This window comes from Butyrivibrio sp. (assembly GCF_017635265.1).
Lineage (GTDB): Bacteria > Bacillota > Clostridia > Lachnospirales > Lachnospiraceae > Butyrivibrio.
In genome coordinates this window covers 110,106-131,206 of the sequence record NZ_JAGBLU010000091.1, presented here as the reverse complement: position 1 = coordinate 131,206, position 21,101 = coordinate 110,106, and the positions used below count along the sequence as shown (strand labels likewise).

Below are 21,101 nucleotides of genomic sequence, written 5' to 3'. Positions count from 1 at the left end.
GTTCAGCTCATCTCCTGCCGATTATTTATCAGTTATGTAAACCTTATGCTCTCCGCTTCTAACTACCATGAAAGGACTTATTTCTATATCCTTCACATCCAATTCGTGTTCACCCAGATAATCCACGTATTTGCCTGTCATGGTTATTCTCTGGATCATACTCTTGTTTCTTAGAGAACTGAGCTTCATCAGAATTTGGGTTTCCTTTGGCAGTGTGCCTATATCCCAGCCTTCATGACCTTCTTTTCTGATTGGTTCTAAATACCCTTTCAAAATGCTCTTTATCTCACTCTGTACATCAAAAGCATCGTCCAAATCCACTACCATAGTCCACACATTTACCGATACGTAGACAAATATGGGTTCAACTATATGCAGTGTATCCGGTGTCACTGTTACCACGCACTTTTTATAAATATCCCTCTTAAGAGTATTGCTCATACGGTGAAAAGAAAATGAGCCGTCAGCATAATCCTTCATCAAAAGAACTATTGAGAGATTATTTTCTTCTTCACTCTCGCCGTCCCGGTTTTCCCCCACAACTACCTTGCATCTGTCTATGCTATCGTTAAATTCCATGACAAAACGCACAAAATCTGACTCTGTCACAAGTCGATGTCTTGAATTAATAACCCCTGCACATCTTTCCATGGCATGGTCTAAGGTTTCCAAATTACTACCACCAATAGCCCTTATTGGATTGAACACGCTTTCTATATATGGTGCAGCTTCAGTGAATGAAGTAATCTCACCGACTCCCAAATTTCCCTTTTCGCCATCCGTGGATCTTACAACAGCTTTAAAGGCAATATCATCCAATACTCTTGGCATTTCACACTTATTACCATCGGAAAATATTATCGTCCCATCCATACGATCTATGCGATAGCATCTCTTATGAGGCGCGCTGTCAAAGCTCTCTGTTTCATCCCACTGAATATAAACAGCTAAAAGCCGCCCCAGGAAATCATACTCTGTTCTTACCCTCTCCGGATCATTTTGCAGTATCTTATCTATTTCCTCTTTGCTGACAAACCCCATCTCATTCACAAAGACCTTTGCGTCCAAAACATTGGAAACTCCAAGTGAAATACTTCTGTCCGGAATTACTTCATCAATGTAATAGTCCATCTCTTCTGATGTCTGAAGATTAGTCACCGTTACAGCGTTAAGGCACATCATTGTAATATATGGGAGAAAAACATCGCTGAAATCGTCAGCTTTTTTTCTATTTCTTTTTATCTTAAGCCAGAATAATCTGTTGCCCTCCAGATTCGTCCTGACCATATCTGAAGGTGGCATGAACATAACAGAGCCTGATTTAGTAAAGCTTTCTGTAAGATCCGTTATCTTCATTTTTGAAAAGCCCAAGGGTGAACTATACTCTACGCTAAAACCTGCACTGTTATGTATGCTTGCGTCAGACAACTGAAAATACAGGCTGATCGGTCCTTCCACCAGTTTTTTGTCAAGACCTATATACAAAGCATCCTCATGATAAGTTGATCCCGAAAATGCTGTAAAAGGTTTATTTCTTCCAAGATATTCAGTAATATCTTCCTTAGTCGTTCCGAAGATTCTCTCCAGCCTTGCAGGATGAACAAATCTTCCCTCATAAGAAAAAGAAATCCTTAGCTTTTCTATAATAGGATATGTGTGAACTGCAGGACGCATATAGCAGTTATCTGATCTTACTATCCGCATCCTAAGGCATCTTCCCATGTATGGACCACTTTCAGAAACCATAAAGTCATCGGGACAGGTAAACTTAAGTTTGTATTCCCCACTTTCGCAATTTTCAAACATGCCGGCATATTCTGCGTCACACTGTAGTTTCTTCCAGCCAATGCCATTGTAGTACTCAATAATAACCTCGTTGACCTTTACTTCTGCCGGTACTTCAAAGGTCATTTTTCGGGGCTTGGCTTTGATTATTGCCAGATCATTTCCCTCCTGCTCCGGATTGATCTTCAATATATTTTCATGGTAAGTCACCTTGAAATCCAAAGTTATTGTCGCTCCGCTCTTTGAAAAGCAATGATCATTACCAATGTAACACTCGTTATAAACAGCCATAGTATCCGAAAAGGGTTTGAACTTTTCCGGGTTCAGCTCTAATATTCCATCCCCCACGTAGTCAGGCGAAACTCTGTTTCCGCCTGCAGATATAGAAACATCGCTTATCTCAAGACTACCTGTCATGGTCTTTTCTGATTCCAAAACAACCACTGAATAATCCTTTCCTGAAATTTTGACTTTCCTGCAGTCCTTACTCTTCAGGAGCATAAAGGTCTTATTATCAGCTAAAATTTCCATCTTATCAAACTTTTCAAAACCCTTGTCTGTAAAGTATTTAAAAGTAAGATCTCCATTAAGTATTTTTTCAACTACCTGGGATCCTCCCTCGAATCTTACGTATATGGGCTCCATATTTCCATCAAAAAGTCTGGGTTCATACATTGTAAGAACACTTCTCCCGATGGTTCTTTTTTCACCAAAAAGAGAAAAGGGCGGAATAGTCATTCGCTCTTCTGTAGCGTCTTCAGTAGTCTCATCAGGAATATCGGTCTCGATTTCTTCCATGTCATCAGAAGCTATAGATGATATGGTTCCCGAGAGTATCTCAGGAGGGTTGAATTCTCCGTATATTGGAGTTATTGTTCCATTATCTGAATCCGTCATAAAAACACTTCTAATCTTGGACTCAGTCACATACAGATTTCTATCTGTCTCATAAATAAGATAGCCCGAATCAGTTTCATCGGAATTGGCCGCAAGTCTGGTTCCCTTTGGAACACTAGTCCCTATGATGGTGTCAGTGTCCATGTTAAAAACAACCATACTTGAGGAAGGCTTCGCCGACCGAAGAGTTGTATCCAGCATATTCACGAATTCTATGTGATACCTCTCCGGCATCCTGGTCATGAGCCTGTTATTTTCTTCCATCTGACGGGCAAATATCTGTGCGATAACTGTACCGGCATCAGGATTTTTCGGATCAAACTTCCACTCAGGAGCATAGCTTCTTCTGAATTTTTCAATTATTTTCTCAAAGTCCTCTGCGGACTGAGTATTAAAAGTGTTACTCATAAATCCCCCATCATGTATCTATGATTTCAGGTTCATAATACTCTTCTTCTTCATCAGGTGCCGGTTCTGCATTAAGATAGAAAGGAAAAACAAGATTATCTCTCTGGTTATTCTCCGCCAGTGTATAATCAACATTTATAAGTATGTATCCCTGCTGTGCTTCCATGCTCGTCTGTATGTTAACGTAGGAAATTCTCGGCTCCTGACTCAAAATACTGTCTGCCAGATCTCTTTTCATGATAGTAAGATTAGTCTGGTTGACATCCATGAATACGTAGCTTGCCGTATTTGTACCAAACTCAGGTCTTGTAAGTCTCTCCGATATCTGAGTCATAAGAATCAGATAAACAGATTCCCTGACACTTTGAGAGCCTACGCTCATTTTAAATCTTCCGGTCGCAGGATCTACCTGCGGTGGGAAAGTTACTCCTGTTCCTAAAAATTCCCGTTCCATCTATAATATTCTTCCCTTTCTTATCCAAGCTTTATTGGCGTTCCTTCTACTGATACAGGCCCGCTGCTTGAAACTTTCACCATGGAGTTGCCCTTTACGGAAACATTTCCTCCTTCCATGGTCATGCGGCTGTTAGACTTTACTTCTGTGGATTCTGTTGTCGTCATCTTAAGTTTTGTAGCTTCTAAGGTTACTGTTCCATTTGCTCCATTCATTATCAGTTTTATGTTATCTCCAACCTTTATGGTAAGCTTCTGGGAAGCTATTATTTCCATCTGACCATCCTCGGTCTTCATCTGAATCTTGTTTTTGCCTTCCTTGTCTGTGATAAGGATTTTTTTGTTTTCATTATCCAGAACAATTTTGTGCTTTTCCTTGGATGTATAAAGGCTTATTTTGTCCTTTTCGCCTTCTCCCTCTTTATGATCTACTATATCTATGGTGTTACCGTTTTTAGTAGTTATACGCTTATACTGATTTTTTTCATCAAAAGCTTTTTTCATGAATTCGGAACTGCTTTTTGGAACAGCACCTACAACAAAGGCTCGTTCTATATTTCCCTGTTCAAAAGTGACAAGAACCTGATCTCCCACTTCCGGAACAAAGTAGTCTCCCCATTTATCCCCTCCGTAAGGAAGTGTCACCCTTGCCCATACCATCTTGTTTTCTTCATAATCTCTGGTGTTTAGATTCACCAATATAAAGCCCTGTTTTTTCTTGTCATAGTTCTTGACAACAACGCCTAAAAGGATCCCTGTAATACGAGTGTCCCCCATTTCATTTCTATTGAACTTCTGTCTGGTAACATCATCAACAATGTCAAAAAAAGGCATATTCCCTCCGACGATATTTTCCTAATTTATAATGTGGATGCCTTGCCAATGATAGTTGTGGTATAACTATGACCGTCATATTCATGCTCCACGTCTGTAACATAGAACTTATTGGAAGCCCCATCTCCAAAACCCTTTAATACAATAAATTTTCCCGGAAAGATTTCAGGTAGTCCCTTTAGAGTCAGCTTTAAAGATCCTAACCTGTAGGAAGTCTCCTCCAGAAGATATGCTGCTCTGTTTTCAGCATCTTTCTGGGATTCTATAGCAGAATCCACATAGACATAAGTTTGATTTGTTACCAGTGGTTTTGCTTTAGTGCCAATTGAATATTTAGCATTATTTTTCTTTTTAACCTCTATCTTACTGGCTTTACCTATGTCCAGAGTTCTCACTACAATCTCTCCTACTACTCCTGTAATATCGTAGCCTATGTCATAACTTAAAATTGCTTTATGTGGCGATAGGGTTCCTATTTCCTTTTTGTCAGACTTTGCTTTTCTGAAAACTACATGTCCTCCTATGGTGAAAAACTCGTAGTTAAATTTCTTTGCAGCTTTTACCACGAAGTCGTAGTCACTCTCCGCCACCATCTCAAGCCTGTTATCCGCTTGTTCATTTCCGGTTTTTTCTTTAGGCTTATCCGGTGTGTCATTTATAGTTATGCTTGATATTCCTTTATTATTTTGGAGGTTCTGATAGGTCTGTTGATTCAGTATTTCCTTCACTGCATCTGAATAATAATTGGCTTTAAGGCGCTTTGACCTGTTATTTGCCATCATGATTCCCTTTACATCAAAGGCCGTTATCCTGATGGCTGCATCATGAAAGCTGTCATTGTTATAAAGAAAATTTACTCCTGCTATAAACCCCTTGAAAACTTCTCCGATTTTGTTAGCATGACCCATATATATGGAAATACAGGTGCCCATGCTGATATACTTCTTAATATCACTGGTTCTGAAGGCCCCTCCCCCTACGTTATAGGCATATATGAGAGAATACTCTGCAATACTTGCCTTATAATCACTTGTAATGCTGACAGAAACATCCGTGACCCTCATCTTCACTTTCTTATCTTCCTCAATGTCTGTACCATCAACATAGACTTTTACCAGCGGTTCGTAAAACCCTTCATATTTTTTACTAAGTTCTGTCAGATCAATTCCATCCATTCAAAACTGCTCCCTTTTATGTTTGAACCTGTTTCGCAATCTCGCCTATCTTATCGACCATCTTTTTAATATTTTCATTTTCCTTCTTTTTTGGGTCAACAGCTTCTGTAGCTTCTTTGGCTGCATTTACAACATCTTCAGCATTCGCTCTTTCCTGGATCGCATGGATATCATTCATATATTCCTGAACCCATAGATCCGAGTTAGCCATATCTGTCTTCTCATCAAGCAGAACCATATTTACAGTCACGTAAGCCCTTATAGGTTCACAGCTAACATTAAACATGACATATTCAGCGCTGATATTATTTATAACTCCCTGATAACACATATCCCCCCAATAGAAAGCAGCCAGATTCTTTTTACTGTCACGAACAATAGCCGTCAGGGCTTCCACCTCTCTCTGAACTGAATAGGTTTTTTTAAAAACACCCTTCGCAACCGAACTTGCAACCGCCTTTCCGAGATTGGAAAAACTCAAGGTGAACTTATCTGAGTAAAACGCATCCGAATTAACACTCTTATCAAAAATCAGCTTAAAATTCATCTCTATATGAGCGTTAGCAGGTGCCATTTTGACATCATCCTGTTTATTTCCATCATCACCGGTATTTTTTTCGTGTTCCTGATAGTCCAGAGTAGCCAACGTATCACCGGCATATCCGAAAATAGTTATTTCTTCCGGATTAAACTGGCAATGAAACCTGTAGCTTTTATATTTCTCATGCCCTTCAATCCTGTCTTGCTCATCTTCCCCATCTGCATCTAATGCATTAGCTGCATTTCCCGGAATCCCTGCTATTTTTGAAGGAGCTTTGGCATAGTTTTTTACTGCCTTCAGATTTATTTTACTTTTAACCTTTTCAGCTTTTTTCTTAGCTTTGTTTGCAGTATCTTTAGCCTTTGTCAAATTGTCCTTAGCACCTGCAACTTTGGCTTTATTTTTTTCAGGAGCCGGAACATCGGTTTTCTCCAATTTGTTTTCGCTGAAATCAGCAACCTCGAGTACTGCCTTTTCAACAATACCCGCTGAACTTTTCAGGCTTTCTAAAATATTCATCAGCTAACCTCGTTAAATATTTATGTTAAGGAACGCATTATTGGAAAGTTTGTTCCACATACCCTGCTTATCGGCATCGGCATCACCCTCCTGGCTTTTACTCTGTTTAAAAATTTCTTTATAGGAATTGTCCCAATAACTTTCATCATATTTAAGATCTGTTTTTTCTCTATCCTGAGTAATCTCAATATGCATTTTCCCTCTGATAGGATTGCCGGCAGGATTGAACATTGTATAAGTATTTCTTACACTGGTCACCATCCCTCTAAATACCATTCTTGACCAGAAAAAAATAACCTGCTGGGTATCCGGATGAGAAAGCAACGACATAATAGCATCCATTCTCTTTCTGACACTATGGCTGTTCTTTCCACGATTTGTTGTTAAATCGCCTTTTTGATACATGTTTAATCCTTTATTTATGGCACTGGTAAAGTTCATATTGACCAGATCATTTAGCATAAAAGCATCCACATTGTCGCAATCATCAAACACCAGATCAAAGCTCATAGTGGTTTTTCCGTTATACTCCGTTTTCCTGAGCTGTGCTACGTTTCCTTCATCGGAAGTTCTATGCTGAATCTTACCGTTAAAGGAAGTGAGTTTTATGGATTCGGGATTATATTGAACAGTGAACTTCACAAAATCCCGGTTTTCATTTGCTATCTCCCCGACGCCATTACCTGCCTTTTTCCCTGGCATGACAATATTCTTAATATCGCTTCCTATACCTTTTAAGATATCCTTTATCCCAAGAGACTTTTTGGCTTTTTCTGTCAAAGTGTTTTGCATCTTGACCATGCTTTTCACCATATTATCATCAGACTTGTGTGCTGCGTTTCCCTGACCCTGATTTTGGTTCTGCGAAATGTCCTTAATATAAATGTATAGAATGGCCTTCTCCGCTGCGCCATCCACAAACATGCCTTTTAGACTGCTGGTCCATTCTCCTAAAACATTTTGAGCCATTAATTAGTAACCTCTTCTCATTTTCTCATTCTTAAACTGCTTTTCTATCTTCCTGATAACCTGATTACTTATGGTATCCACCTGACTTCTGACACCATTTGTAATCATCTGCTCTATTTCTCTGCGATTTATCTGGTCGACCTGAGTTTCTTTTTTTACCACTTCAGTCGTATTTATTACCTCTTCGCTTTTTTTCTGCCCTGTCTGACTTTGGGGCTGTGGCTCACCAAAAGTTCGGATATCGTGAATAAGTTCTGCCACATCAGCTTTTCTTATAGTGTTATTATTTATAACGTTGGCATCACCCTCATTAATATCATTGACTATCGAGTAAATATCCTGATACTGAAGAGGAAGAAGATGCTTTATCTCATTCATGATAGAACTTTGTTTTTTAACCTGCCTTTTTCTCCTCTCCGAAAGCTTTTCTTTGAGTTTTTCCGGATCTGAAAGAGACAATATTGCATCCCTTCTTGTCTGTTCCAATCCGCCCTCGCCCTCTGAGACAGGATTCTCTTTTATTATTTTCTCAAGCTCCTTTTCATAAAGCTGTCTTCTCTCTTCATTCTGAAGTTCCATTCTGTTTACAGCTTCAGTTATCCTTTGGATTTCCTCGTCAGTTATCTTTTCTTCCTGAGTATGGGTTATAAGCTCTTCCTCAGGTTCGCTTGATTTTTCCGTACTTTCAGGAATAACAACTGTCTCCATTCTTTCCAGATAAGTCAGCTTTGCATCTGTCACCAGCTTATTGATGGTCTTATCCGAAGCTTTATAAAAGGTATTCTCAAACCGGTAATACGCTTCCCTGTTTTCATAAAACCTTTCAAAGGAGGTATGATAGAGATTCTTTACCAGTTCCATAAATACCGCCGATGTTATCTCATTTTTTACATCGGAGACTTCTGTTTCCATGTTTTCCAAGCTATCCTCGTAGATATTGCTGTTAAAGAAAATCAGATCATTAGCATCTTCACCGGCTCTAGCCCTTAACACTGACAAGAGAAGATTCTGAGCCAGATAGCTTTGATTTGACAGCGCGTACTCTCCATAATCCACTTCGCTATCTGAAAAGGTTCTGTTAAAATTGGATACTATCTGATATACAGCACCGGTATTAAGCCTGTCCATCACTCGGTTATACAAGTAGTTATCCTTTTGACTCTCCTTTTCTTTTATTTCGCTTTTGGTAATCTCTTTTTGCCTTGTCTCAATTTCCTGAACCAGTTCATTAAGACTATCTGCTCTATCCAAATAGAGATTTATCAGAGTGTTTGTGTTTCTGGTTTCAAGAGCCATCCTGTTAAAGGCTTTCATGAATCTGCGATCGTCTTTGATGCCAAGCTTATAGAGAGCATCAGTTATAAATACTCTGTCCTGATAAGTCAGGTCAATATCCGTTGAAAGAAGAATTCTGTTGAGAACGTTATTTAATATATTTATCTTGCTTATATTGTTCTCGTTTCTAAAATTATTGGTGATAATATTGCTTATTCCGGTGCCTTCTTCCACATAAACTTCAGGAGCAGTGGAAGTAATGTGCAAAAGATCTTCCTGACTTATATTCGTCTCCATAAGAGCATATCCGCCAAGGATCCTGTGGTAAAAAGCTTCCGAGCTTAAAACATATGAAGTTTTTGCCTTTATCTCAATAGGAGCGGAAATTGTCAGCATAACAGTTCATCCCTTGTTATCTTTTTTTCAAATTTTCAACCATCAAAGCTCGTCTGGTAGGCGGCCAGGTTACAGCCTCCGGTGCAGGTTTAACATTACTATCATCGGCCCACTTTGTTTTAGCGCCGCTTTTAAATTCCCACTGTGGTTTATTGGCATGTGCGTTGCCCGCTCTGTCAGTAATTCTTTTCAAACGTGCTTTTTCATCTTCATCTTTGGTTGGATCAAAAATTATTTTCTCTAATTGCCCTTTATCATTTACCCGGTAGGCATCGTTCGCACGTTTTACATAGTCAAATCTTTCCTGACGCGCTTTTTCATCTGCTTCTTTTGTTGGACCGAAATTCTTTTTCTCAAATACACCTTTATCATTTACCTGGTAGGCATAGTCCCCACCCTTTACATAATCATTTGGTGAAAAGGCTGCATACTTAGTCTCATAGCCCAGATCCTGCATGTTAAGTATATGTTTACCCTTATCTTTGAATTCCCATTCATCTTTTTCGTTGTTGTCAGAAGGATTGGTGATTGCAATAAGTTCCCTGTATGCGATTGTGGTAGTCTCAGTAGCAATTGCAGACCGATCCGCCGCCAGTTCCCCATACTCCTTGCTTATTACAGTACACCCTGTGAATATAAAAATTCTTGCAGGTACTGTGTCACCTCCTGCTCCCTTAGACATTCCCTGTATGGCCTTATATCTGTATACATAGAGAAAAAGCGGCAATATCAGTTCGGTGCCAAGTGCCAAAGGATCAATAAACCTCTCTGTAGTCACGTATCTTTCAATCTGAAAGGTAAAGGGTTTACTGATCTGCTTTCTCTTCATGTGAACATAGTCGTTGACTCCGCCTTCTTTTATGTACTCATATTCATTTTCCTTAGTGAAGGCCTTAACTGACTTTAAGGGTATAAAATACAGTGCTTCTACTTCAAGAACGAAGTTAAAGGCAGGCACCGGATTGTTTATGTCATCGAAATTGGTATTTCCAAACATAAACCCTTCAGTTTTTGAACCACCGCTTCGAATTCTGTCTCCTTTTTCATCTACTTGTTTTAGATCTGATAAAGCAGTTCCTGTATCTTTTCTTGTGATATACGATCTTGGCATTTAATTACCTCACCTTGTTGGTTTCATATCTAAAATGCTCTTCTCTTTATCTTTCTTATTAGAGGGATTCAGACTCTTGTTGATCTCTGAGATTTCTTTGCACCACCTTCGCCTCTCGGCGTGACCAAGAGCCATTACTTCGTCCTTGGGCCAGTGAAAATAGTAGGAGATGAAAGACATTTCCTTATAAAGATCATCCTTGGGATAAAGTCTTAACCCTCCTGCGTAAAATTTAGCGGTACCTCGAAGACCTTTCCACAGTCAGGGCACACACACTGCATGGTAGGCGGTTCCACATCATTTATCCTCTGGTACATATCCTGCAAAAAGGCAAGATCGGCAGTAAAAAGCTGCTCGATAGTTGTGGCTGTAACAGCTTCAAGCCCCTCAAGCTCTGTGACAACCTTACTTAAGATCACTATTGTCAGATATGAAGGGTTGGATAATACTCTTGGATCCCTGGTTGCAGAAATCTCATCTCCCGCTGTAGCAAGTCTCATTTTCCCTCTCTGATGAAGCTGACCTGAAGCATCCATGTATCCCTTGGGAAGTGTGAAGTTATATACTGTTTCCATTTACTGCCTCCTTTGTTTGCCTTTTGTTTATATCTTGTTTTCTTTAGAGGACGCAGGATAGATTCCTGCGCCCATAAAGAAAGCAAAAGCTCCTTTAGTTTGGAATTATAAGCTCCTCATATGCTATCTCGACAGATTCAAGAGCAATGTCACTGTTCTTTGCATCAAGGTCCGGTGCCGTGTACTTTGTAACCCAGGCATTGGTCAATGTCCACTGACGGGCTCCGACTGAAGAGGATACCAGCTGTGTAGGAGCGCCTGAATTTGTATCAATAAGTTCGATGGTCAGATTCTGACGAGGCATCTGGCCACGCATCTCAGATACACACTCCATAACCCATGTCTTGAAAGGACTTGAAATAACATATCCCATCTTAAGTGTTACATTTCCATGTTTAACAAGCCCGGGAATCTTAACAGGTGCAAGTGAACCGGAATTACCCTGACGAAACTCGATAACATCTACAGTAGACTCGATTCCTGTTACTTCAGAAAAAGCTGCACTTCCTGAGATAGTATCAACTGTCACAAGAAAGTTCATTTTGGTTAACGGATAGGCAGAACCTTTACCGTTGTCATATGCTCCAGTAGCCATAAATTGCGACTCCTTTCATCTTATTCTTCACTGTTCTCTGCTTCAGCTGTGTGCTGAGTAACTCTGAAGATTACAAATTCAGCAGGACGTGAAGGTGCTATACCGATATTGCAGATAAGTCTTCCGTTCATGATATCTTCTCTGGTCATTGTTGTAGGTCCGATATCTACAAAGAAGGCCTCTGCTGCGGATTCACCTGCAAGCATTCCGTTTCTCCAAAGAGTATTCAAAAAGTTTGCAATTGTCAGGTGAACTCTCTGCCAAAGAGTAGCGTCATTAGGCTCAAATACAACCCAGTTGGTATTGGCCTTGATACTCTCTTCTACGAAGATGAACAGTCTCCTTACATTGACATACTTGAAGGAAGTATTGCTTGATGCTGTCCTTGCACCCCAGATACGTATTCCCTGTCCCGGGAAGAATCTGATCAGGTTGATTCCCTCAGGGTTTAAGATATCCTGCTCATCCTTGGTATAGTTAACTGAAAGACCGGTACAGAAAACAACCTCATTAGCAGGTGCTTTATGAACACCACGTTCTATATCTGTTCTGGAATAAACACCACATACAGCTCCTGAAGGAGGAATGTAGTCTGATTTGCTTGAGGATCTGTCAAATACCTGTATCCATGGATGATAAAAAGCAGCATAGGTACTATCTATCATTTGTCTGTATCCAATCAGGTCTGCAGTCTTGTACATCTCTTTTGGCATATCCAAAACTGCAAAGCGGCTCTTGAGGTTCTCACAGTGTGCCACCAGTGCAACTACAACTTCCGGCATTGTGATTCCAGGGATTGCCAGCATGCTGACTATATTATTCTCAACAAATGCCTGAAGACCGGTTCTCTTTCCGGGGCCGTTATCCTCTCCGATATAGGTAGAAGCATCGATCTTGGAAACAGATCCATCTGTTCCACCTTCCAGGAAAAAGATTCCATCGGAAACGTCTTCTCCCATAATATCTGCAACCGGATTTGACGGCGTCTTCTGAGGAGTAACCTCAACCTTGACAATATCGGAACCGGAAAGCCTTGATTCAATGAATCGTGGTGACTTCTCATTAACAGAGAGTTCTGAGTAATTCTCCACCTCATCCCCGTAACGAACTGACATATCAACTGTTACAAGGTAGAGTAAAGACTTTGGAATGATATCCGCATCCACAGCCGAATCAGGAATATCGTCCTCGAAAGTTACCTCTCTGTCAAAAATTGTCTTTATCCTGGTGTAGGTTCCTTCATACTCAACAAGATCCCCTTCTCTAAAGCCCTCAAGGCTCTTTGCCAGGAACCCTCCTGCAGTCTTTTCGATAAGCTGAAGTTTTCTCTTCTTGTTGGTAGAAACTATTACCTGGATCTTATTGCCCCAGCTTCCCGGGCTAGTGGCAGTAACTGTAATAAGCCCCTTCCTGGCGGATGCCGTCTTGGTATCTTTAGGTGCCACTCTCATTACAAAGCACCTTGTTCCGCCATTATCAAAAAACTGTTCAACGCTGTTCGCAAGGAATCTGTATTCTCCATAGCCGAATTCTGAGAGGAATCCGCCAAACTGCTGTTTAAAGCTTCTAAGGCTTGTAACAAGAAGAGGTGCCCCCTCAATTGGTCCTTTCTCTGCCAGTCCAATAAAGCCAGCTGTACTGGTACCAACGCCTTCGATACTTCTTGGAGAATTGTCATATTCTTCAACGTATACGCCCGGTGATAAATACTCTGCCATATACTTACCTCTCTTCTTTTCTACTTAATTTGCTTGCGCTTTGACTTGTCCGGGAAAAGAAACAGTTACAACTCCTGCATATGCACACATGCATTTACTGTCTGATGCAAGACAAGGCTTTCCGCCTATGAGGACCTTGGGTTTTGTTGGAATCCAGGGGCCAACCGGCATAGGTATGCAGGGCTGAGGACTAAGTACTCCTAAATGAGCAGCTGTTGCTGCCGCTACTTGGGGATTAGCCATGGAAGTGCACATACCAAAGGGTCCCACATTGGACATGGGCTGTGCATCTGCGATGGTCATACAGGGCTTTCCACCGGCCAGTACCTTTTGATTAGAGGTTGCCTTAAGCGGTGCCGGGGTTGTTCCCATGGAGCACTTGCATATTCCTGTAGCTGTAACAAGTTCACTCATCTTTTCTTTCTTCCTTTCTAACCAAAGCGTCTATTTTGGTTGCGCCCTTAAGAGGGTCAATATCACCGGCCTCGGAATGAAAGTCTATAGGGCGGATGTACTCCTGCCCATCCACTTTGAAATACAGCAAGTAATCTAAGGTGGATGAATCATCCCGTACCTTCAAAATAAAGTCACCCCTTGGGCCCGCTCTTCCATATATTATGCGGAATATCCTGTCATTTAGTTCGTGCTCATATTTGAGCTGTTCCTTAAGTATGACAGTTGTTGAAGTATCCTGTTCTTTTACTCCAAAAACCTCGTAGCGCACCTGGTTCTTGGAAATAATGGCATAATCCATACTATCCAGTGACACTCCACCTCCCGCAGTCATTGGAAGAAGACTCATCTTTGTGATGTTCTTCTTAGTCGCCACACTCTGGAACGCAGCTATTGGACGGCTTAAATTTATTGCCTCAATAACATCAAGCCCTGGAAGGGTTCCGTTTATTTTGATTACTGAACCTCCACTTTGATTTTTCTCTGATGGCATCAGGAAAACGTCAAGAAGTGGAAGCCTTGGATCCAGCGTTTCCTTCTTTACATCGTAGAATGCATCATCATATCCGTAGGCACTTACCTGCATAAGAAAGTCTTCTTTGCCCGTGTTTACAAATACATAGATACCACTGTCTTTCCTCATGGGATTAGACAGCTCTCCATCGATGTAAAAACTGACATCCGTCTGGTTAAGTTCTCTTCCTGTTGTTGTATCAACAAGTCTTACAGCCAATGTCAGATGTGCTGTGATCACACTTGTCACCTAAACTATTCCCTCCTTTCTTCGCTTGTTATTCCGAGTTCGAAGCTTGCTTCTGTTACGCGAGGTGTATCAATTACCTCTTCGCTTGACAGGAATACGGGGGATGCTCTATAAAAGAGGCTTACCTGATATGGTTTATTAACCATCCGCCACACCCGTTCTTTTTCCTCCAGACCTATCTTCGCCTGAGACAGTACTATTGGAGGTTCCTGCACTTCGAGCCATGGCTGCAATTCATTGGGAAGAACCGAATTATTATCATTCACTATCTGCGCTATTTTCCCAATGATCTTTTGCATATCCGGATCCTTTAATCCCATTTGGCCGGATCCGTTGATAAAGACCATATAATAAAGATCATATGGTCGTGGCGGCTTTGCCAGTTGTGCTCTTCCCCTTTGAACAAATCTTGGAGTTGATAACTCTAAGCTCTCCTTAATATCATACAGATAGAGTCCCACAAGATAGTCCACATCCTGAGAAGCCGGGGAGGATATCTCAATATTGTTGGGAGAGGGAATAGGTTCGGGGCACATTTTTTTTCGAAGCGTCTCAACTATGAACTGACTTACATCTGCAATTATCGGATAATCTGCCATTTCATATTCCTTCCTGATTAGTCACTATTTTCCTGAAGCTGATTAACATACTCTTCTACATCACTCTGCATTGTCTTTGTCAGACATGCTGCATAGTCCACTGAACTTAAGTACTCCGAAGAACACCCGAAATAGCTAAGGGCATCATCCTCAGAGAGGTATACATAGTTTTGATAAACTGTATTGGTAGAAAGCTCCTCTGATTCGGAACCAGCTGTGTTTTTAGTCATTTCGTCACTACCAAGTTTAAAGGTATAGACCTTTGAACCTGAAGTCATGGTGGCAGTTGTCTTGTTATCATCATATAAATATCTGTAAGCACTTATGTCTGATATAGCTTCCATACTGATATATTCATTGGACTTGTTCTGCTCGTACTGTCTGTACAAATATTTGTTTCCGTCCGTCAAAAGCCGGTTAGTCAGAATCTGCACCAGAGTTTCTGCAGAGGCATCTCCCGATTTAGCTATTTTGGATGCTACGCAGTCAGCAATGATAAGCTCCCTATCATCCATTTCATCTACGCTTTTACCAAGCATTGATTCAATATCTGCCAAAAGTGCTTCTGCATCTGCAAAACTGCTTTTATCCTTTAAGGAATTCTGTGCATCATTTATTCCTGCCATGGCATTTGCCGAAGCACCGCTATCTTTAGCTTTTTCGGCCAAAGCATTCAAAGCATCCTCATCTCCCACATCTGCTAAAGCCTGAGCAATCCCTGCCAGGTCTGCATCTGAATTATCCGCCAGTTTGCTCATGGCCTTGTCTACCAGCTTATCTGCCATAGAGGCTGCATCCGAACCGTTAGCTTCAATATCCTTATCTACAGCTGCGATTTTCGCATCGTAGGCCTTTGCTCCGGCAAGATCATTATTATCAAGACACTGATCCCTTTTTCTTTGGAGTTCAGCCTTCCTGTCCCGAAGTTCATCCAGCTTACTTTTTAAGGATTCGTCCGAAGCAATGATTTTATCGATTTCCTCACGAAGCCAGGACAGATGCCCCTGTACTGATGAAGTAGAGTAGGATTTGAAATCATCTGAAGGAATCTGTTTCAAAAGGTCCTCTGTAATATCTATCCTGTCATTCACATATTCGAGGGCACTTGCTCCCTCATCTCTTTGCCTCATGGCTTCTATTAAATACTGGAAGGTACTTCTTATTGCTTCCAAATCTGTCTTTTGTTTTTCAAGAGCAGATTTTTTGGCACCTTCAGATGTAAGCGAAGAATATTCCGAATTAGGGCCTGCTGTGGCAGCTGCAGCATACTTGCTGGCACCGACAGAAATAAGTGATGATTTCAGGAAAGATAACTCTCCTTCTTTATCACCGATAATTCCATCTTTAATATTAGTCGCGTATTTAAGATACGAAACCGGACCTCCAAGAGCTCCTCCTGATGACTGGTCAATTACCTGCACGCTATATTCGTAGATAACGTGTCCCAAAATATCTTCTGTATCCACCAGCGCCTTTGACTTGTACTCAGTGTAGCTGTTACTGCAGTTGCTAAGGGCTGTTCCTATTGCGTCCAGTAAATCTTTATCAGCAGAAAAAGGACTTTCATTCGGAGTCTTGTCATATACATAATCCTCATTGTCCTTATTGGCCTCTTCAGATTTGCTCCTTTTTTCTGAAGCTGCATCGTCGAGCACAGTCCACCATCCGTTTCCGTAAGATTTTATTCCAAGGCTGCCAAACCAACTAGTCAAAATATTCTGGATTGCACTTTCGTTTTCCGTTAAAAAATCGTGTGAAACCGAATCCTGCAGTTTTTTAACGTTTTCATCACTTGAAGCTGTGACACCTGCACTGCTTGTATCCTTAAAAGATCCGGATGAGGTATACTGGCTTCCGCTGCATAAGCTATAAAGTGAATTGAGAATATTCCCATCCAGCTGTGAAAGCTTTTCCATAACAATAGCTCTTCTTAAACCGTCAACCTTACCCATAAGTTCGTATACCAAAGCAGCTTCATCATCTTGTCCCGCGATCTTATAATTAATGTATGCACTATTCAGATTTTTGAGCTGCTCATCATACTTGTCAGTCTGTGAATCCCTAAGATTCAGAGAAAAGAATGTGCTAAGAAGCTGATAGGTATAAACGTCACTTCTTAGGTTCCCTGATTCTTTAGAATTTTTGTTTTTCAGGTAGTCAGCCTGAGTAATACTTGTAGCCGATGTTGAAGAAGTGAAATTATTTAATATAGGCTCAAGTTCACTAAAGTCAGTCAGATCATAGGGATCAGGTATATCAAATGGATTTACCGGTTCCATGGTTTTGGCATCTCTAAGAATTCCATCTTTTCCCATGTAATACTGAACATATAAAGGCTTAATGGTGTCCACCGTCACCGGACGCCCCTCGCTTGAAATGCCTTTGATACCATTGTCAATATTACCTACTTCAAACCACTGCCCGTCTGATAATTCTGATTTGTAATAAATTGTGGACTGTCCGGCCCTTGCACCCATTTTTACTGCTTTGGTATAAAGATCATCAGTAAGTCCGTCCTTGTGCATGATGAAGGTTCCTATGAAAAGAACTGCATCCGGCACTTCGGTTTTACCCGAAAATCCCTGATAGTTTAAAGCAGTCTTTGAATCAAACCCTGCTTCTGAATGTATGCTGCTGCCAAAAACTGAAGCAAAAAGAACAGCTACCAGGATTATTGCCACAATTTTTTTTATGAAGTTTTCAGATGCTTTTTTCACCATTACTCTTCATCCTCTTTAAGAATTGCACTGTTCGCTACATCAAATCTTGCCTTATATAAAACAGCTCCGCTCTCATCCAGGAACTCTATCTTTAGATCCTCCAAAGATTTTTGCACCTGACTGATATGCTTAAAGGGTTTTGCTATATCCAGATTCTTTGCATCACCCACGATTGTGCCATCTTCTGTCTTTACCGTAAATTTCTTGATGTCCTGACTTTCCATGGTGAATTTGACTTCCAGTATGCCGGTTGTATTATTTACGCTTGCTGTATAAGTTCCAATCCTGGTTCCTTCATTCTTCTTGACATTATAAGTAGTTATTGGAAGTTCGCCGGATTCAACAGATGGATCTATCTTGCAGTCATCAACAAACTCCTCACCGTTATAAAGTCTTACTTTTGCTTCCTTGACACCATCCACGGCAAGAGCCAGATGTCTTAACTTTTTGTCCTTAGGAGTTTTCTCTCCGACCTTTTCTCCATTCACCCAGAGCTCATACTCTGTAATCTCAAGTTCAAAACCATCCGGTATAATTACAGCAAGTTCAAATTCCTGATTCTGTATAATGGACTTTAATGTGTATCTGGCACCCTTTATTACATTCTTTTCGGGATAGTGTTCGCCCACAACTGCTGTCTGAAGATCTGCATCTGTACCTGATAATATGGCACTTATGCCACCACAGGTAAGCCTGTCAAAGCCATAAAGTGTAGTAGTGTACAGTTTCATTGCATCAAGCATACTGTTTTGAAGTTCTTCATAGCTATCCATCTGGGAGTCATATTCATCAAAAGATAACTTTCCTGTTCTGTTAAGTGATAAAGACTTGTCCAACTCTTTTTCCTCTTTGGCCACATCCTTAAGATACTGGTTGTAGGAATTACGAACTGATATATAATTGTTAAAATAATCTGTAACTTTTTGTTCCAGCTCCTCTCCTGCTGCCTTTTTACTTTTTGTAGCAGTTATATAATCCAGAACATTGGTTTCAAGTACATTAGGATCATCTTCAATGTATCTGGTTCCATCCAAATCTCCTTTGAACCATTCCATTGAGAAGGAGAAAAAAAGAATTTTTATCTCGCCAGCCCAATAACTGTCAATCTTTTTTATAAAGTCCTTATAGGCTGCACTAAAAGCTTTTTTACTTACCTCTGAACCATTTAATGCTGCTGTTACATAGGAGGCTATGATATTGTAATCTCCGCCAAATTTATTTTTTATCAGATCAGCGTTGGTCTGAAGTTCTACTCTTTTGGTAGTTTCTTCAATACATGCCTGATAATAGGTTTCATCCCTGTCAAGAGTGTATTGGGTAATACTCTCAAGCATTGACCTGTCGATTGTGGCCTCCACGAAAGGCTTTTCAAACTTATAACCTGTAGTAACGTCAATACCTACCATCTTGCTAAGCTTTTGCAAATCTGCCGAAAGCGATCTTTTATCTGCTGCTATCTTGTCATTTAAAGTCTGCTTCTTTTTTTCAAGCTTCTCCACTTCCTCTTTAGCAACCTGACCGGTTCTGACCTTGGCCTGATTTCTGCCCAGATCTTCATCTACTTTAGATAGTCTTTTTTCGTTAAAGGCTATAGTTTCCTGTAAAACAACAATCTCGCAGTATAGATTATTTACCTTCTCATCAATCTCAAATACCTTATCCTGCATCTTGTGCTCGGCTTTCTGCACTTCGTAGGAAAGAGCAATTGGTTTATACTTAAATTCAGAAGCCTGATCAAACGAGAGCGATTGTGGAAATTTGAAATTCAAAAGAGGTGACCATCTGAAGGTAGTCAGATCTTTTTCCTTAAGTGCAATGGCTTTTACAGAACTCTCATAAGATGACCGTTTGGCTATGACATCCGCCTCAGCGCTGTCGTATTCTGAAGAACATTGAAGTGCCAAAGACCTTGCAGCCTTAATTGTAAGTGTCTTTTCTGCAGCTTTTGCTCTTACAGGCAAAACAGTAATCGAGCAGGACAAAAAGATTACAAAAGCCATAAAGGCTGCGCCAGCTCTTTTTATGATGTTCGGTTTTATGACCCCATCACATATCCTCATCTTCTGCACCTGTTATATAATAAAACTCAAACATGTTATCATCCTGGCCTGAAACAAAACTGTAGATAACATCTTCCCTCTTGAAAGAAGTGATATATACCACATACTCTCTGTTATAGTTCTTGACCTGCGCCACATCAGAAAAACTGTAGTCAAGATCCATAGAAACTGTGCCGCTTAGTGCTCTTTTTTTCTGATTGACAAGATTAATTGCCACCGCCTCCGGAAGAATTACGTTGGAATTTCCCTGATATATAGAATCTCCCAAAGCCTTCTCAACATCTGTTAAATTACTGTATTCTTTTCCTGCGGTTTTGAAGGTATCACTCAATATATACACTGAATCTACAATCTCATCACCATCCAGTGATTCTGTGTCCACGGTTGCATGATATAATGCTCCGATACTATTCATAACTGCCACAGATTCTGTTGGCGTAGTGTACATATCTTTGTGACCCTTGTAACAGTCATTTACTTCCACAACACTCTTTCCCAAAAACTCACTGAACACTATCTCATCATTGGAAAAAGCACCTTCAAATATTACATTTTCTCCGTTATCATACAAAGTTCCGGTTCCATTTTTTAATCCCCCGCTAAAGCTGCCGTCATATATTCTTGTTCCATCTTCCCTATATAAAACTCCGTCTCCGTCATATAGATTTTTATGAAAAGAGCCATAGTATTTAATATTTCCACTATTGTAGTTTTCTGTTCCGGTTCCTTCGTACATACTCCTTGAGAAGTCACCTGTGTAAACCGTGTTCCCTTCTTTGTTGTACAAAGTCCCACTTCCGTTTACATATCCACCTTCAACGTTTCCGTCAAAGGCAAGATATCCGCCTTTTCCTGTAATCCTTACATGTCCCTTGGCCACACGCAGCCTCAAAGAATTGTACTTATAGGTTGGTACTCCTTCTTCAGAAAAGTTTTTGAACAACGTTGTTTCTGTGGATATATACCAAATACTCACAACCCCTACAATAATGACCGATGCATAAGCAAAGCGCTTTGATACCATCCATCTGCCAATTGTATAGTAATCATATTTGTCTCTTGGCTTGAATCCGAGAAGATTTGAAAAGAACTCACGGATCTTTGTGATGACCTTGTTCTTAATAAAGCTCCAGTTGGTATAGAGCCTTACTTTTGTAACAATACCTGTCATCTTGGACTTAATGGTCTGTATTAAAATGCCCAGTAAATCTCCGCCGCCCATGGTATTTATCCTTTCCTGTATCAAACTCAAAGT

At 40.5% G+C, this 21,101-nt stretch carries 18 protein-coding genes; all 18 read right to left on the bottom strand.

Going from position 1 to position 21,101, the window contains the following annotated elements; translation table 11 throughout:
• Nucleotides 1-21 precede the first annotated feature (21 nt).
• The 18 genes from J6O61_RS10720 to J6O61_RS10640 all read right to left on the bottom strand — a co-directional run bounded on the left by J6O61_RS10720 (nucleotide 22) and on the right by J6O61_RS10640 (nucleotide 21,098).
• Complete coding sequence (locus J6O61_RS10720) at nucleotides 22-3,090, bottom strand: baseplate J/gp47 family protein (RefSeq protein ID WP_292212891.1); 3,069 nt, start codon at nucleotides 3,088-3,090, stop codon at nucleotides 22-24.
• Between the two features lie 10 nt (nucleotides 3,091-3,100).
• Nucleotides 3,101-3,544, bottom strand: coding sequence for a GPW/gp25 family protein (locus J6O61_RS10715; protein WP_292212888.1), 444 nt, complete (start codon nucleotides 3,542-3,544; stop codon nucleotides 3,101-3,103).
• 20 nt (nucleotides 3,545-3,564) lie between these two features.
• A complete protein-coding gene (locus tag J6O61_RS10710; protein WP_292212885.1) occupies nucleotides 3,565-4,377 on the bottom strand; it encodes a phage baseplate assembly protein V in 813 nt (270 codons plus the stop codon).
• Between the two features lie 26 nt (nucleotides 4,378-4,403).
• Complete coding sequence (locus J6O61_RS10705; protein WP_292212883.1) at nucleotides 4,404-5,552, bottom strand: phage late control D family protein; 1,149 nt, start codon at nucleotides 5,550-5,552, stop codon at nucleotides 4,404-4,406.
• Between the two features lie 16 nt (nucleotides 5,553-5,568).
• Entirely contained in the window at nucleotides 5,569-6,612 is a 1,044-nt protein-coding gene (locus J6O61_RS10700; protein ID WP_292212882.1) for a CIS tube protein, read from the bottom strand.
• Between the two features lie 12 nt (nucleotides 6,613-6,624).
• Complete coding sequence (locus J6O61_RS10695; protein WP_292212880.1) at nucleotides 6,625-7,581, bottom strand: CIS tube protein; 957 nt, start codon at nucleotides 7,579-7,581, stop codon at nucleotides 6,625-6,627.
• 3 nt (nucleotides 7,582-7,584) lie between these two features.
• The gene (locus J6O61_RS10690; RefSeq protein ID WP_292212878.1) at nucleotides 7,585-9,252 is read right to left on the bottom strand and encodes a hypothetical protein; all 1,668 of its coding nucleotides are present in this window, start codon (nucleotides 9,250-9,252) and stop codon (nucleotides 7,585-7,587) included.
• 16 nt (nucleotides 9,253-9,268) lie between these two features.
• Nucleotides 9,269-10,363 carry a hypothetical protein gene (locus J6O61_RS10685; protein ID WP_292212875.1) on the bottom strand — a complete coding sequence of 365 codons (1,095 nt, stop codon included), beginning with the start codon at nucleotides 10,361-10,363 and terminating at the stop codon, nucleotides 9,269-9,271.
• Nucleotides 10,364-10,372: 9 nt separating this feature from the next.
• The gene (locus J6O61_RS19740) at nucleotides 10,373-10,624 is read right to left on the bottom strand and encodes a DUF6760 family protein (protein WP_442861705.1); all 252 of its coding nucleotides are present in this window, start codon (nucleotides 10,622-10,624) and stop codon (nucleotides 10,373-10,375) included.
• Nucleotides 10,576-10,938, bottom strand: a complete 363-nt coding sequence (locus J6O61_RS10680) for a phage tail assembly protein (protein ID WP_292212874.1) — start codon at nucleotides 10,936-10,938, stop codon at nucleotides 10,576-10,578. The genes J6O61_RS19740 and J6O61_RS10680 overlap by 49 nt, the downstream gene beginning before the upstream one ends.
• Before the next feature lie 94 nt (nucleotides 10,939-11,032).
• The gene (locus J6O61_RS10675; RefSeq protein ID WP_292212872.1) at nucleotides 11,033-11,533 is read right to left on the bottom strand and encodes a phage tail protein; all 501 of its coding nucleotides are present in this window, start codon (nucleotides 11,531-11,533) and stop codon (nucleotides 11,033-11,035) included.
• 20 nt (nucleotides 11,534-11,553) lie between these two features.
• Entirely contained in the window at nucleotides 11,554-13,251 is a 1,698-nt protein-coding gene (locus J6O61_RS10670) for a phage tail sheath family protein (protein WP_292212869.1), read from the bottom strand.
• Nucleotides 13,252-13,275: 24 nt separating this feature from the next.
• Nucleotides 13,276-13,665: a DUF4280 domain-containing protein gene (locus tag J6O61_RS10665; RefSeq protein ID WP_292212866.1), complete on the bottom strand. Its 390-nt coding sequence runs from the start codon at nucleotides 13,663-13,665 to the stop codon at nucleotides 13,276-13,278.
• Nucleotides 13,658-14,467 (bottom strand): hypothetical protein, encoded by an 810-nt coding sequence (locus J6O61_RS10660; RefSeq protein WP_292212863.1) that lies wholly within the window; start codon nucleotides 14,465-14,467, stop codon nucleotides 13,658-13,660. The genes J6O61_RS10665 and J6O61_RS10660 overlap by 8 nt, the downstream gene beginning before the upstream one ends.
• Before the next feature lie 5 nt (nucleotides 14,468-14,472).
• Nucleotides 14,473-15,066, bottom strand: a complete 594-nt coding sequence (locus J6O61_RS10655) for a DUF4255 domain-containing protein (RefSeq protein WP_292212861.1) — start codon at nucleotides 15,064-15,066, stop codon at nucleotides 14,473-14,475.
• Nucleotides 15,067-15,083: 17 nt separating this feature from the next.
• On the bottom strand, nucleotides 15,084-17,786 hold the full coding sequence (locus tag J6O61_RS10650; RefSeq protein WP_292212858.1) for a PspA/IM30 family protein: 2,703 nt from the start codon (nucleotides 17,784-17,786) through the stop codon (nucleotides 15,084-15,086).
• The gene (locus J6O61_RS10645) at nucleotides 17,786-19,846 is read right to left on the bottom strand and encodes a hypothetical protein (RefSeq protein ID WP_292212855.1); all 2,061 of its coding nucleotides are present in this window, start codon (nucleotides 19,844-19,846) and stop codon (nucleotides 17,786-17,788) included. Before J6O61_RS10645 ends, J6O61_RS10650 begins: the two co-directional genes overlap by 1 nt.
• Nucleotides 19,833-21,098 (bottom strand): hypothetical protein, encoded by a 1,266-nt coding sequence (locus J6O61_RS10640; RefSeq protein WP_292212852.1) that lies wholly within the window; start codon nucleotides 21,096-21,098, stop codon nucleotides 19,833-19,835. The genes J6O61_RS10645 and J6O61_RS10640 overlap by 14 nt, the downstream gene beginning before the upstream one ends.
• Nucleotides 21,099-21,101: the final 3 nt, after the last annotated feature.